This is a genomic window from Bacillus sp. AY3-1, assembly GCF_008368785.1.
In the GTDB taxonomy this organism is placed as follows: domain Bacteria; phylum Bacillota; class Bacilli; order Bacillales; family Bacillaceae_G; genus Bacillus_A; species Bacillus_A wiedmannii.
Genome location: NZ_QORZ01000012.1, coordinates 120944 through 135342, shown reverse-complemented (window position 1 = coordinate 135342; position 14399 = coordinate 120944). Strand labels below are relative to the sequence as shown.

The following is a 14399-nucleotide window of genomic DNA, read 5'->3' as shown; positions in this document are numbered from 1 at the left end:
AGTAGAATGCAACAAAAACTTTCGTTGCCTCCCTTTAATCGAGCTTCTCTCCTTGGAACACACCTGTCCCGTCAAGATAAGTACGCAGCGAAGCATACTGATCATTATGCCAAAACGCTTCTGATTCTACTAGTAACGCCGCATCTTGTCTAGCTGTTTCTAACGCTCGATAATCATGTACCATATCAGCAACCTTGAATTCTGGTAAACCACTTTGCTTACTTCCAAAGAAATCTCCAGGACCTCTTAACTCTAAATCTTTTTCTGACAATACAAATCCATCATTCGTTTCGGTCATAATACGCATTCGCTCTTTTCCCGTTTCCGATTTTGGATCCGCGATTAATAAACAATATGATTGTTCACTACCACGCCCAACGCGTCCCCTGAGCTGATGGAGCTGCGATAAACCGAAACGCTCTGCATCATAAATAACCATTACAGTCGCATTCGGTACGTTCACACCTACTTCAACAACTGTTGTCGACACAAGAATTTGCACTTTATTTTCACTAAATTGTCCCATTATCTCTTCTTTTTCTTGAGATGAGAGTCTGCCATGCATTAATCCGACTTGACATTTCCCTTGATAATGATGAGTCAGCATACTATGTAAGTCAATCGCATTTTGTACATCAAGTTTCTCAGATTCTTCAATAAGGGGACAAATAACATATGCTTGTCTTCCTTTTTTTATCTCCTTCTCCACAAAACCGAGAACTCGATCTAACATATCATGTTTTGCCCAGTATGTTTCAATTACCTTTCTACCAGCTGGCATCTCATCGATTATAGAAACATCCATCTCTCCAAATGCAGTAATTGCTAACGTACGCGGAATTGGCGTCGCCGTCATAAATAAAACATCCGGACTTTCACCTTTCTCCCTTAAAACTCGTCGCTGCGCTACACCAAATCGATGTTGTTCATCAGTAATAACGAGACCTAACCTATGAAAGATAACTTCATCTTGAATTAAAGCATGTGTTCCAACAAGGATATCTATTTCTCCTTGTTCTAATTTTGCCAAAATCTCTCGACGCCTTACACCTTTAACAGAACTGGTTAACAATTCAACATTCATACCAAAGTGCGAGAACGTCTCTGCAAGCGATTGATAATGTTGCTCTGCTAAAATTTCTGTAGGAACCATTAAAGCACCTTGATAATGTGCTAACTTCGCTGCATAAAGGCCAATCGCTGCAACGACTGTTTTCCCAGAACCTACATCACCTTGCAACAGACGATTCATCCGATAAGGAGATGTCATATCTTTCATAATTTCATCTACTACCCGACGCTGCGCACCAGTTAATGGAAACGGAAGTGCATCAATAAACTCTTGCAATTCTGCTGAAGGAATTTCTTTTTTCGTCCCTTTCGAATTTTCCCTCTCCATTTTCCGTAATGTTTGCATTTTTAGCTGAAATAAGAAAAACTCCTCATATACAAAACGGCGACGTGCTTGTTTTAAATCTTCCTGTCCTGCTGGAAAATGCAACGACCGAAGCGCTTCATAACGCGGCAATAATTTATATCGACTTAGCAATCCATCAGGTAACACTTCAACTATAGATTCTCCATACTCCTTGAACGCTTGGGCAATAAAACGGCGCATCTGTTTTACTGTAAGTTTCCCTTTCACTGAGTATACAGGCTCTACTTCTTGTTGACGTACAACTGGTCCAAAATGAAGCTCTGATACCGCAATCGTTTGACGGTGCTGATCCCATTTACCAGTAATCGTTACTGTTTCATTTAAATTTAACTTCTGCTTATAGTACGGCCTATTAAAGCATACAGCTGTAATTAAATAACGACCGACGAGGACACGAACCGTAAGACGCGACTTCTTCTTCCCATAATATTGCAGTAAAGGAGCACTATGAACCTTCCCCTCAACTGTTACACGTTCATCATGCTTTACTTCAGCAAGATCTTTCATCGCATAATCTTCATAACGGTACGGAAAATGTTCTAATAGATGAGAAACTGTATAAATCCCCATCTCGTTTAGTAATTCAGATGTTTCTCCTCCGATTCCCTTTACATCCGTAACAGGAACTTGTACAACTTCATTCAAGATTCTCACGCTCCGTCACATTATTTTCTTTGATTCATTCATACTATTGACATCTGTAATCGCTCTCTTTCACCCTATATATTCTATCATAGGCATTCTTAGAGAAACTACTCAAATCCCTCATAAACAATACGAAAGAAAAGAGCCTCACTATTAGCAGCAAGGCTCTTTTTTATCTTCAATATGCTAGCCTTTTGAATAAAAACTAGTAATAAACCTCATATTACTACTTCTTATCCATTAGCAAGTAAGTAATCCATTTATTTTCAAAACGAATTTTCTCTTATTCTACAGAGAAGATGAACGAATACACCGGTTGGTTTCCAGCATGTACTTCTACTTCTGCATCTTCAAAATTCTCTTCTACAAATGCAACTAACTCAGCTACTTCTTCGTCAGTTGCATCTTCACCTTGAAGAATCGTTACAATTTCAGAATCTTCATCAATAAGTGCTTCTAGTAATTGCTTTGCAGCTCCTACTTTTGCAGCGTTTGTTGATACAATTTTTCCATCTGCAATACACATGAAATCATCTTTTTGAATCGCTACACCATCAATTTCCGTATCACGTACAGCATACGTAATTTGACCGGTTTTCACATGAGATAAAGCTTCTTTCATGTTTTCTTCGTTCTCTTCTAACGTTCCCACTGGATTAAATGCTAACATTGCAGCCATACCTTGAGGAACTGTTTTTGAACGAATTACAATCACTTCTTGATCCACAACTGACGCTGCTTGTTCTGCTGCCATCACGATATTTCCGTTGTTCGGTAAAATAATGATTTTTTCAGCATTCGCTTCTTCAATCGCCTTCACAATATCCTCCGTACTTGGATTCATCGTTTGGCCACCTTCGATAACTTTCGTCGCGCCAATGCTCTCAAATAAAGTTTTGATACCAGATCCCATAGCAACAGTTACGATACCGTACGGTTGTTTCTCTTTAGACTGGCTAGTTGGCTCAGGCATCATAGTAGGCTCATCTAATAAAGCAGTATGCTGTTCACGCATATTTTCTACTTTAATCTTAATTAAACTACCATAGCGTTGTCCATAATTCATAGGATCTCCAGGATGTTCCGCATGAATATGAACCTTAACAACCTCATCATCTGATACAACAAGTAGTGAATCTCCGTACACACTAATATCTTCACGGAATTTTTGTTCAGAGAAATTATGTTCTTTCATTTTTTCAGGCTCTAATTTCACCATGAATTCCGTACAATATCCATACTTAATATCTTCTGTACTCAATTGGCTTTGTACACTACGGTGATGTTCTGCGCGTACCATGTCATTCATAGATGGTTGGGCAGACACATTAGAAGAAATCGTTTCTCCTTTTAAGTCAGCTAAAAATCCTTCGTATACAACAACAAGACCTTTACCACCGCTATCTACAACGCCAACTTGTTTTAATACAGGTAATAAATCCGGCGTACGATTTAACGATGCATTCGCTTCTTTCACAACGTCTTCCATAAACAAAACAAAGTCGCGCTGTTTTTTCGCAACTGTCACTGCATATTTACCCGTTTCTCTTGCAACCGTTAAAATCGTTCCTTCAATCGGTTTCATAACCGCTTTGTAAGCCGCTTCTACCCCAGCATCTAAAGCTGCAGCAAAATCAACTGTTGTTAATTCTTCTTTTTGTTCAATGGATTTAGAGAAACCACGGAACAACTGAGATAAAATAACTCCAGAGTTACCACGTGCTCCCATTAATAATCCTTTGGCTAAACTTACGCCGACTTTACCAGCATGCTGTGAAGGATTTGCTTTCACTTCACGTGCGCCTGAAGTCATTGATAAGTTCATGTTTGTACCGGTATCGCCATCTGGAACCGGAAATACGTTTAATGCATCAACAAGCTGAACATTATTTGTTAAATTATTCGCTCCTTGCATGATCATTTGTGATAAACGTTTCCCATCAATTTTTTGAATTGACACAGATTTTCCTCCTTAATGCACATTACAAGTTTATTACTTTAACTCCTTGTACGTAGATGTTTACAGAATCTACTGCTAGTCCTACAGTTTGATCTAATGTATATTTCACTTTCGTCTGCACGTTATGTGCTACTTCTGAAATTTTCGTACCATAGCTCACAATAATATACATATCAATATGTACTTCATCTTCATCTTTACGAACAATAACACCTCTAGTGAAGTTTTCTTTTCGTAAAATGTCTGTTAAACCATCTTTTAACTGATTTTTTGATGCCATACCTACGATACCGTAGCAATCTACTGCGGCACCTCCAGCAATTGTTGCAATTACATCTGTACTAATATCAATTTGACCATACTTCGTTTTAATTTCAATTGACATCTCGTTTCCCCCTTCATAAATGGTGAAAGTGAGCTAGACTACTTTAGTTACTATCATATAATCTTTTTAAAGAAAATTCCATCGTTCTTTCTTTTCACTCTCATATTTTATGTTTTAAATCACATTTTTTATGATGAGCAAAATAGTCCATTGTTATTATACAACATGTACCACTATAATATGTCAAGCAATTTTTCTTGATTTCAACTTTTCATCATCGACATATGGTGTCAAGTAATTTTTCTTGATTTCTTTTTTCTACGGTGTTGCATTCTCTTTTTAGTTGTGTTAAATTATAGTAGTGTTTTTAGCATCGCAAAAAAGACTAACATTGAAAAATTACGTATGGTAAGGTATCAAGGGAGGGAAATATAAATGGCTCGTGTTTGTGCTATCACTGGAAGAAAAGCTCGTTCTGGTAACTCTCGTTCTCACGCAATGAACGCTACAAAACGTAAATGGGGCGCTAACCTTCAAAAAGTTCGCGTACGCATCGACGGAAAAGTTCAACGTGTTTACGTTTCTGCTAGAGCATTAAAATCTGGCAAAATCGAACGTGTTTAATAATAAAAAAAAGAGCCGATAGGCTCTTTTTTTACTATGACAATGGAAAAAGCACCGGTAATAGGTGCTTTTTTTAATCTTTTTTGAAGGTATTTAACATGGCACGAACAATTCCACCAAGAAATTTAGGTAACTTAATTGTATAAAATCTCATGGTTTCCCTCCTAATCCCCATTACTCCACTTGTTCACTATATGATGTAAGGAGCAAAATTGTTTCTTTAATCAGTGCTTCTTATCACCATTAATATGCCAGAAGTAAATGAAAAAGTACCTTTTTCCTCAACGAGTTCATTACTAATACAAAGTGTTGATCCCCATTCTATTGTTTTATTAGTTAGAGGATACTTAAAACCAAGTAATGTAATCCCTTCTACTATTTCAGTAACCGGCACAAAAGATACATAAGGGAAATTTTTATTTTCTTCAATTATATGTGTACCCACTTTTTTCACGCTTATTTCATTTTTATTGTCTACAATACACATTTCTATCCCTACTTCTAACCCTCTTAAAAGCATCTGTATATTTGCTAAACCGTGATCCAGCCTTCCACCGGTGGCACCAAAAATACGAATCAATATCGGATTTTGTTCTAACGCCCAATTAATCGCAATTTCTAAATCTGTTTGATCTTTTTCACGAGGAACAATATGTAAGTCATTTGTTTGCTGGCCCATCCATACTAATTCCTCTTCAGTAACTGAATCGTAATCTCCAAATGCAACAGCTGGAGTAATCCCTCCTTTTAATAGACGATATACTCCTCTATCAACTGCCGCCCACACTACTTTCTCATTTTCATATCGAGAAAAATCTGCACAATATTCCGCAGGTCCACCCGCTAAAATATGAATAATCATGTTTCCTTCCCCTTCTATTGTAAAAAGGCAATCTGCCATTCGGTAGATTGCCTTTTTACATATTTTTTCTCTATCCTTTATAAATAGTGAAAACTTACTACACTAGCAGTTTCACTAGGATAAAGACTCGTTCATTCATTATCCACGAATGACACGAATTGCTTCACCACGGTCTTTTTGATTGTATACTGCTGATCCAGCTACAAGTACATTTGCTCCTGCTTCAACACAAAGTCGTGCTGTTTCAGTGTTTACACCACCATCAACTTCAATTTCTACTTCTAGATTGCGCTCTTTAACCATTTCTGCCACTTGTTTAATTTTCGGTAATACAGAATGGATAAATTTCTGTCCACCAAATCCAGGGTTTACTGTCATAAGCAATACCATATCGATATCTTCTAATACATGCTCAATCGTCGAAACTGGCGTATGCGGATTTAATACAACTCCCGCTTTAATGCCATGAGACTTAATTAGCTGAATTGTACGATGCAAATGAGGGCACGCCTCTACATGAACAGTAATAATATCCGCTCCCGCTTTTGCGAAAGTCGGGATATAGTTATCAGGATTTTCAATCATTAAATGTACATCTAATGGTAAAGATGTAATTGGACGGATAGCTTCTACAATTAATGGTCCAATCGTAATATTTGGTACGAAATGTCCATCCATTACATCGACGTGAATGTAATCCGCTCCACCTTTTTCTACATCTTTAATCTCTTCCCCTAATTTTGAAAAATCTGCTGATAAGATCGATGGTGCAATTTTAATCATAACTAATACCTCGGCTTTCTCTCTCTAATTTCTTCTACGAATTGTTTGTAATTTTTATAACGATATTCTGTAATCTTCCCTTCTTCAACTGCTGTCTTCACAGCACATTTCGGTTCAGAAAGATGTGTACACCCTCTAAATTTACAGTATTGGCTCGCTTCTTTCAACTCTGGAAAACAATATGTAAGATCTTCTACCTCTATATCTATGAAATCAAGTGAACTAAAACCAGGTGTATCTGCAACTAGTCCGCTTCCAACCGCAATTAATTCCACGTGTCTTGTCGTATGTTTCCCACGTCCTAAATGGGAAGAAATATCATTCGTTTTCAGTTCTAACTCTGGACGTAAAACGTTAAGCATAGAAGATTTTCCAACACCAGATTGCCCTGCAACGACAGAAATACAACCTTCTAAGAATGGTTTTAAAATATCAATACTTTCCGATGTATTTATAGAAGTAAATAATACATCATATCCCATTTCACGATAGTCATTTGCATAAGATTCAACAGTCTCTCTCATTTTTTCATCCACTAAATCCATCTTACTAATGCAAATAATCGGCTTAATGTTATGATATTCAATCAGCACTAAAAATCGATCTAATAGTCCCGGATTAAAATCTGGTTCTACTGCAGAGAAAACGAGAATTGCTTGATCAACATTAGCAATAGGAGGCCTAACAAGTTCATTTTTCCGATCAAATACTTCAAGCACATATCCTTCAGTTGGATTATCTGCTTGAAAGACAACTTGGTCTCCTACCAGTGGCGTAATTTTATTTTTTCTGAACACACCACGCCCACGGCATTGTGTAATCCCTTCTTCATGCTGCACATAATAAAATCCACTTAGAGCTTTTACAATTTTTCCTTCTGGCATATAATTCTCCTTTATTTTGTATAAAGTGAAGCTGTCATTAATATTAAATGGTTTAAAATTCTTTAAATACTTATTTCAAAACCCGTCATATATACAAGTTAATATATTTAATCTACCATCAAATTTAAAATATTATTTATAACAGTATCACTTTTATAGCTTTTTGAATCATATATTTTTGCCTGTCATACAGTCCACTATATGTAGACAGCATAACAGGCAAGAGTAATACATTCCATCCCCTCTAGAAAGAAAATGGAAGTCATTATTATTGAGTTGGGTATGGTACTTCTTTGTCGATAATCGTTACACCATCTCGTACAATTTTATAGTGTCCTTTTGTACCTTCTTGAATTACAAATTCTAAAGAAATAGTTGCCGACTCTGAAATTGTTCTAGTTTCAATTGGTCTATCCATTTTTTGTTGCATATCTTCTTTATAAATTTCTATTGTTTGCGGTTTTTTCTCACCAATTATAGAAGACTCATACGGAATAGAAATATTATCCACTTTCACTGTTTTCGTTACTTTCGGCTTAGGCCCCTCTGAGATGATAATCGTCACTTTATCTCCTTCTTTTAACGGCGTTCCTGGTTTTGGAGATTGCGAAATTACAAGTCCTTTATCAACAGTATCGGAATACTCTCGTTTTATATCTGGAGTTAGCTTTCTCTCATTCAAATAACCGTTTACGCTATTTTCAGTCCATCCTGAAAAATCACCTGGTCTAATTTGATAAGGACCTTTACTTACCCAAATTTTCAGTTCTTGTTCCGCCTCTACTACCATTTGATCAGGCGTCGGAATTTGCTCTACGATTTCACCTTTCGGCCTATCATTTTCAATATAATTTATTGTAACTTGCTTATATTTTTCTTCTAATTCATTCCTTATACTCTCAAAATCTTTTCCTGAGAGATCACTCATCTTACTTTTCTTTTTTCCACCTGATTGATAGATAGTAATTTTAGAGTTTTCTTTCACGACTCTACCTGCCACAGGGTCTGTTTTTATCACATCACCTGCTTCAACATCATCTGTATATACAATGTTAGGTTCCGTAACCTCAAAACCCTTTTCAACTAATTTATTTACTGCTGTCGTATACTTCATACCAGCCACATCAGGGACTTTTACATCTTTTGGAATAAAGAATCCCGGAATAACAGTAAGCGCTAACGTTATTCCAATTGCTAAAAGTAAAAATGTCGTAATTAAAACTTTGATCCATTTATTACTTCGCTTTTTCTTCTTATTTAATTCCGTTTCTTCTTTTCTTTTCTGTTCATCCACTTTACTTCCTTTTAAAACAATTGTTTCATCAGTTACATTTTCGAATAATTGTTCTTGTTGAATAATCGGAATCGCTTTTGTCGCTTCCATATCTTCCGGTATGTAAAATGGCTGCTCATTTATCCTCTCTGGATATAGCGCAGTTTCAATATCTCGTTTCATCGCATTGGCAGATTGATATCGGTGAAACGGATCTTTCGCAGTTGCCTTTAATATAATATTTTCGACACTTTGCGGAATATTTTCATTCCATCTCTTTGGAGACGGAATTTCACTTTGTAAATGTTTTAAAGCTATAGCAACAGCAGATTCGCCAGAAAACGGTTGTCTTCCTGTTAACAACTCAAACATAACGATTCCTAGGGAATAAATATCTGATTGTTTATTTGCTATCCCGCCGCGTGCTTGTTCTGGTGATAAGTAATGCACCGAACCGAGTACCGAATTTGTATGTGTAATTGTTGTTGCACTTGTAGCTGTCGCAATTCCAAAATCTGTTACTTTTATTACTCCATCAGCTCGAATTAAAATATTGTGCGGTTTAATATCACGGTGCACAATTTCAAAATGATGGGCGTGTGCCATGGCGGATGTTAACTGCTCCATAATATCAAGAGCTTCTCCTATAGGTAACATCCCTCGCTCAATTATGTATTGCTTCAATGTTTGTCCTGGTACATACTCCATTACAAGATAATATATACCATCTTCTTCTCCGACATCATACATATTCACAATATTTGGATGCGACAACGTTGTAACAGACTGCGCTTCTCGATGGAAACGTTTAATAAACTCTTCATTATTTGAATAGTCGAGTCTTAATATTTTTACCGCTACATCTCGGCCAAGTATATCATCATGAGCTAAATACACATTGGCCATTCCACCACCACCAATCATTTTCAGCAGCTTATAACGGTCATTTAAGCGTTTTCCAATCAGCACGTTGCACTTCACCTACTTTCGTTTGTCGAACCCGCATAATCAATAAGAACAAGGGTGATATTATCTTCCCCGCCACGATCATTCGCCAATTGAATGAGACGTTGTCCCTTAGTTTCAAGCTGTTCATTTAACTGTAAAATTTGTTGCATATCAGCAATAGAAACTTTGTTAGATAACCCATCCGAGCAAAGAAGTAACTGATCATCTTCCTCAAGCACCAATGTTTTAACATCTAATCCGACTTTTTCTTCTGTTCCTAATGCCCTTAACAAAACATTCTTTTTCGGGTGATATTCTGCGTCTTCTTTTGAAATTTCACCATGTCTTACAAGTTCATTTACAAGTGAGTGATCTTCCGTTACAAGCGAGATTTCTCCCTCTGATACCATATAACAACGACTATCTCCTATATGACCTATTGTCACAAAGTTTGGCGTACAAATCGCTATTATAAGTGTTGTTCCCATACCATTACATTCTACATGTTGCTTAGAGTACTCATATATACGCTCATTAATAATCCCAACACTCGTATGTAACCACTCTTCTACTTTTTTTGGTTCATTCATATTATGCGTTTGCTTCCAATAATCATGGAATAATTGAATGGTCATCGAGCTAGCTACATCACCAGCTCGATGACCTCCCATTCCATCTGCTACTACCGCTAAAATATTTCCATCTAAATTGTGAAAAACTCCTGCACTATCTTCATTATGTTGGCGAACTTTTCCTTTATCTGATAGAAACACGGCTTTCATCTCGTCACCTCGTCTCTTCTTTACGCTCCTTCGCACGTAACTGACCGCAGGCTGCATCAATATCATGACCTTGTTCACGGCGAATTGTTACATTCACTCCACGATCTTTTAACGTTTTTTCAAATAAGAAAATTTGTTCACGTGGCGTACGTACATAATCACGTTCAGGTACGTAGTTTACCGGAATTAAGTTTACATGACATTTTACACCTTTTAAAAGCGCAGCAAGTTCTTCAGCTTGCTCAACTTGGTCATTTTCTCCTCCAAATAAGCCATATTCAAACGTAATACGACGCCCTGTTCTATTTACATAGTATTTAACAGCTTCCATTAAGTCTGGTAGCTTATAAGCACGGTTAATCGGCATTAATTTTGAACGTAACTCTGTATTTGCAGAATGCAATGAAATCGCAAAATTAATTTGCATATCTTCTTCAGCGAACTTATAAATTTTTGGAACAATTCCACTTGTTGAAACTGTCATATGTCTTGCACCAATATGAATTCCTTTTTCATGGTTTACAATGCGTAAGAATGACATTAAGTTGTCGTAATTATCAAACGGCTCTCCAATTCCCATAACAACAAGCGAACTTACACGTTCTTCTGTTTCATCAAGTGCACGTTGCACTTCTACTACTTGCGCTACAATCTCTCCAGCCTCTAAGTTTCGTTTTAACCCACCAAGTGTAGATGCACAGAACGTACAACCAATACGGCATCCAACCTGTGTTGTTACACAAATAGAATTTCCATATTCGTGTCGCATTAACACTGTTTCAATAGAATAACCATCATATAATTGGAATAAGAATTTAATTGTTCCATCAGAAGATGTTTGTTTTACTAATGTATTTAAAGTAGTAATATCAAAGGAATTCGACAATTTATCGCGTAATCCTTTAGAAAGATTCGACATGTCGTCATAATTTTTTACACGTTTTTTATATAGCCAATCAAAGATTTGTCCTGCACGGAATTTAGGTTCTCCTTGTTCCTTTAACCAATCTTGCATTTCATGAAGTTGTAAAGAATAAATTGATGGTTTCTTCGTTTCTAGATTTTTCTTTTGTTTTCTCACAGTCGTTTCCACGATGCTACACCTTCTTCCTTAAACAAGCAATATAAAAGCCATCTGTTGCAAAATAATGCGGTAAAATTCGTACTTGACCTTCATCAATATACGGATTTAACTTTTCTGGCATGCGATCTTTTATCGTAGTATCCCATTCAAATTCAGGATGCTCTTGTAAAAATTGCTTTATTACTTGTTCATTTTCTATTTTTTCTATTGTGCACGTACTATAAACAAGGCGACCACCTTGTTTTAATAACGGTGCTATTTTTTCTAGTATTGCAAGTTGAATCGTCGATAATCTTTCACTATCGCCTTTATTTTTACCTAACTTAATATCAGGTTTACGTCTAATCACACCAAATCCAGAACATGGTGCATCTACTAATATTTTATCAAATGTTTCATTCGCAAAGTGTTCTTGCACTTTTCTAGCATCTAGTGCTTTTGTTGCGACATTTTCTAGACCAAGTCTCTCTGCTTGTTGTTTAATTAAACGTACTTTGTGTGCATGTAAATCAAGAGACATAACTTGACCTGTTCCTTTTAATCGCTCTGCAATGTGCGTTGTTTTTCCGCCCGGAGCAGCACAACTATCAAGAACTTCATCTCCCTCATTCGGTTCTAAAGCGCGTGCTACAAGCATAGAACTTTCATCTTGAATAGAAAGAAAACCTTTTTTGAACGCATCTGTATGCGCTACATTCCCTCTTTCAATTTGAATTGCATCCTCTGATAAATCGCCGCGCTTCGCTTCTATACCTTCACCAGCCAACAACTCAATTGCTTCTTCTACTGTTATTTTATCAACATTTACACGCGCTGTTGGTACCGGGGGTAACATGTTCACTTCACACATTTTCTCTGCTGTCTCTAAACCATATTCAGAAGCCCAGTCTTGCACAAGCCACATTGGATGACTTGTTGCAATTGCCAAACGTTCTATTGGATCCTTGATTTCATCTACAGAAGGTACCCCTTCTCTCTGAATCGAACGTAATACCCCGTTTACCATACCAGCAATCCCTTTATGCCCGCGACGCTTTGCAATTTCAACTGCTTCATGAATAGCCGCTCTTTCTGGCACTCGGTCTAAATAAATCATTTGATATAAAGATAAGCGAAGTAATACTCTTACCCACGCCTCAACCTTCTTTTTTAAAAAAGGCTGTAAATAATAATCTAATGTGTCACGACGTTGAATCGTTCCATATACAATTTCAGTTAACAAACCAATATCTTTTCTATCAATTGCATTTTTTTCAATTAGATTATTTAAAAGTAAGTTACTGTATGCACCACTTTTTTCTACTTGAATTAAGCCATCAAGAGCTAACTCACGAACATTTTGTCTCATGCATTTTCTCCTAACTTCGTTCCAATTTCAGGTTTTGTGCCACGTAAAAATTGCGAACAACTCATACGTTTTTTACCAGAAGGTTGCAATTCAGTGATTTTAACACCTGTCTCATTCCCTGTTGCAACAACAAATCCATCTTCTTCAAGAGCTACTATTGTACCTGGTTCAGCTTTCTCTGTAATAGAGACCTTCTCTCCCCACCATACTTTAATAACTTGTCCTGCCAAAGTCGTATAAGCGACTGGCCATGGATTCAATCCGCGAATGTGATTGTATACTTCTTCACCTGTTTTTGTCCAATCAATTTTCTCTTGCTCACGTTTTATATTATATGCAAACGTTACTTCTTCTTCGTTTTGTTTAATTGGTTCTAACTTACCTTGAATTAATAAAGGTACTGTTTTAGATAGAAGGTGTGCCCCTGCTTCACTTAACTTATCGAATAAAGAGCCTGTCGTTTCACGCTCTTCAATCTCGACTTCTACTTGCGTTAAGATATCACCAGCATCCAATTTCTCTACCATATACATAATTGTAATACCCGTTTTTTCTTTACCTTCCATAATTGCATAATGGATTGGTGCACCACCACGAAGTTCAGGTAGTAAAGACGCGTGGACGTTAATACATCCATACTTCGGTGCTTCTAAAATTTCATTTGGTACAATCTGACCGAAAGCAGCTGTTACAATTAAATCTGGCTCTAATGCCAAGACTTGTTCATATTCGTCTTTTTCACGAATTCTTAACGGTTGTAACACCGGAATACCATGTTTTTCTGCTTCAACTTTAACAGGTGTAGGTGTTAATACTTTTTTTCTACCTACCGGACGATCAGGCTGCGTCACAACACCTATTACATCATAGCCATCTTCGATAAGACGACGAAGCACCGGCACTGAAAAGTCCGGTGTTCCCATAAATACTACTTTTATCATTCAAAAACCGCTCCTTTTAATACCTATTCTAATTCGTTTTCCTCATAATATCTTGTCACTTTCGATGTAAATAACACACCGTGTAAATGATCGATTTCATGTTGAATTGCACGTGCTAAAAATCCTTCTGCTTCTAGTAAAAATACTTTACCTCGGCGATTTTGAGCACGTACTTTAATATAATCCGCACGTTCCACTTCACCATAAAGTCCCGGGAAGCTTAGACAGCCTTCGGGACCTACTTGTTCACCACGTTTTTCTAGTATCGATGGATTGATTAACTCGATTTTCCCCGTATCATCACCGATATCAACTACCGCAACTTGCAAGCTTACACCTACTTGAGGCGCAGCTAAACCGACTCCGTCCGCAATTAACATTGTTTCATGCATATCTTTCAACAATTTCACTAACTTTTTATCAAAGTTAATTACTCTTTCGCATGGTGTTTCTAACACTTCATTTGGATGCTTTACTATTTCTAAAACTGCCATATTTCCCT

14 protein-coding genes are annotated in these 14399 nt (G+C 36.9%); 1 reads left to right on the top strand and 13 read right to left on the bottom strand.

Annotated elements, in window-relative coordinates:
• Nucleotides 1–34 precede the first annotated feature (34 nt).
• The 3 genes from recG to DN389_RS08720 all read right to left on the bottom strand — a co-directional run bounded on the left by recG (nucleotide 35) and on the right by DN389_RS08720 (nucleotide 4428).
• Nucleotides 35–2083, bottom strand: coding sequence for an ATP-dependent DNA helicase RecG (gene recG / locus DN389_RS08730; protein WP_001006891.1), 2049 nt, complete (start codon nucleotides 2081–2083; stop codon nucleotides 35–37).
• 283 nt (nucleotides 2084–2366) lie between these two features.
• Nucleotides 2367–4043, bottom strand: a complete 1677-nt coding sequence (locus DN389_RS08725; protein ID WP_000027123.1) for a DAK2 domain-containing protein — start codon at nucleotides 4041–4043, stop codon at nucleotides 2367–2369.
• Between the two features lie 22 nt (nucleotides 4044–4065).
• Nucleotides 4066–4428: an Asp23/Gls24 family envelope stress response protein gene (locus DN389_RS08720; RefSeq protein ID WP_000021109.1), complete on the bottom strand. Its 363-nt coding sequence runs from the start codon at nucleotides 4426–4428 to the stop codon at nucleotides 4066–4068.
• Nucleotides 4429–4803: 375 nt separating this feature from the next.
• Between DN389_RS08720 and rpmB the strand changes: the two genes are divergently transcribed.
• Nucleotides 4804–4992 carry a 50S ribosomal protein L28 gene (gene rpmB, locus DN389_RS08715; protein WP_000124776.1) on the top strand — a complete coding sequence of 63 codons (189 nt, stop codon included), beginning with the start codon at nucleotides 4804–4806 and terminating at the stop codon, nucleotides 4990–4992.
• A gap of 73 nt (nucleotides 4993–5065) precedes the next feature.
• Here the strand turns inward: rpmB and spoVM are convergent, their stop codons facing one another.
• The 10 genes from spoVM to def all read right to left on the bottom strand — a co-directional run bounded on the left by spoVM (nucleotide 5066) and on the right by def (nucleotide 14391).
• A complete protein-coding gene (spoVM, locus tag DN389_RS08710) occupies nucleotides 5066–5146 on the bottom strand; it encodes a stage V sporulation protein SpoVM (protein ID WP_001213599.1) in 81 nt (26 codons plus the stop codon).
• A gap of 66 nt (nucleotides 5147–5212) precedes the next feature.
• The gene (locus tag DN389_RS08705) at nucleotides 5213–5893 is read right to left on the bottom strand and encodes a thiamine diphosphokinase (RefSeq protein ID WP_002008369.1); all 681 of its coding nucleotides are present in this window, start codon (nucleotides 5891–5893) and stop codon (nucleotides 5213–5215) included.
• A 99-nt stretch (nucleotides 5894–5992) separates the two neighbouring features.
• On the bottom strand, nucleotides 5993–6637 hold the full coding sequence (gene rpe, locus DN389_RS08700) for a ribulose-phosphate 3-epimerase (protein ID WP_000589963.1): 645 nt from the start codon (nucleotides 6635–6637) through the stop codon (nucleotides 5993–5995).
• Between the two features lie 2 nt (nucleotides 6638–6639).
• Complete coding sequence (rsgA, locus tag DN389_RS08695; RefSeq protein WP_001113945.1) at nucleotides 6640–7521, bottom strand: ribosome small subunit-dependent GTPase A; 882 nt, start codon at nucleotides 7519–7521, stop codon at nucleotides 6640–6642.
• Between the two features lie 268 nt (nucleotides 7522–7789).
• Nucleotides 7790–9763, bottom strand: a complete 1974-nt coding sequence (prkC, locus tag DN389_RS08690; protein WP_098189988.1) for a serine/threonine protein kinase PrkC — start codon at nucleotides 9761–9763, stop codon at nucleotides 7790–7792.
• Nucleotides 9764–9771: 8 nt separating this feature from the next.
• Nucleotides 9772–10524 carry a Stp1/IreP family PP2C-type Ser/Thr phosphatase gene (locus DN389_RS08685; protein WP_000648694.1) on the bottom strand — a complete coding sequence of 251 codons (753 nt, stop codon included), beginning with the start codon at nucleotides 10522–10524 and terminating at the stop codon, nucleotides 9772–9774.
• A 4-nt stretch (nucleotides 10525–10528) separates the two neighbouring features.
• Nucleotides 10529–11617: a dual-specificity RNA methyltransferase RlmN gene (gene rlmN, locus DN389_RS08680; protein WP_000450539.1), complete on the bottom strand. Its 1089-nt coding sequence runs from the start codon at nucleotides 11615–11617 to the stop codon at nucleotides 10529–10531.
• Nucleotides 11618–11621: 4 nt separating this feature from the next.
• Entirely contained in the window at nucleotides 11622–12956 is a 1335-nt protein-coding gene (rsmB, locus tag DN389_RS08675; protein ID WP_098189987.1) for a 16S rRNA (cytosine(967)-C(5))-methyltransferase RsmB, read from the bottom strand.
• Nucleotides 12953–13897, bottom strand: a complete 945-nt coding sequence (fmt, locus tag DN389_RS08670; RefSeq protein ID WP_000598793.1) for a methionyl-tRNA formyltransferase — start codon at nucleotides 13895–13897, stop codon at nucleotides 12953–12955. Before fmt ends, rsmB begins: the two co-directional genes overlap by 4 nt.
• A gap of 23 nt (nucleotides 13898–13920) precedes the next feature.
• A complete protein-coding gene (def, locus tag DN389_RS08665) occupies nucleotides 13921–14391 on the bottom strand; it encodes a peptide deformylase (protein WP_000279468.1) in 471 nt (156 codons plus the stop codon).
• Between the last annotated feature and the right edge of the window lie 8 nt (nucleotides 14392–14399).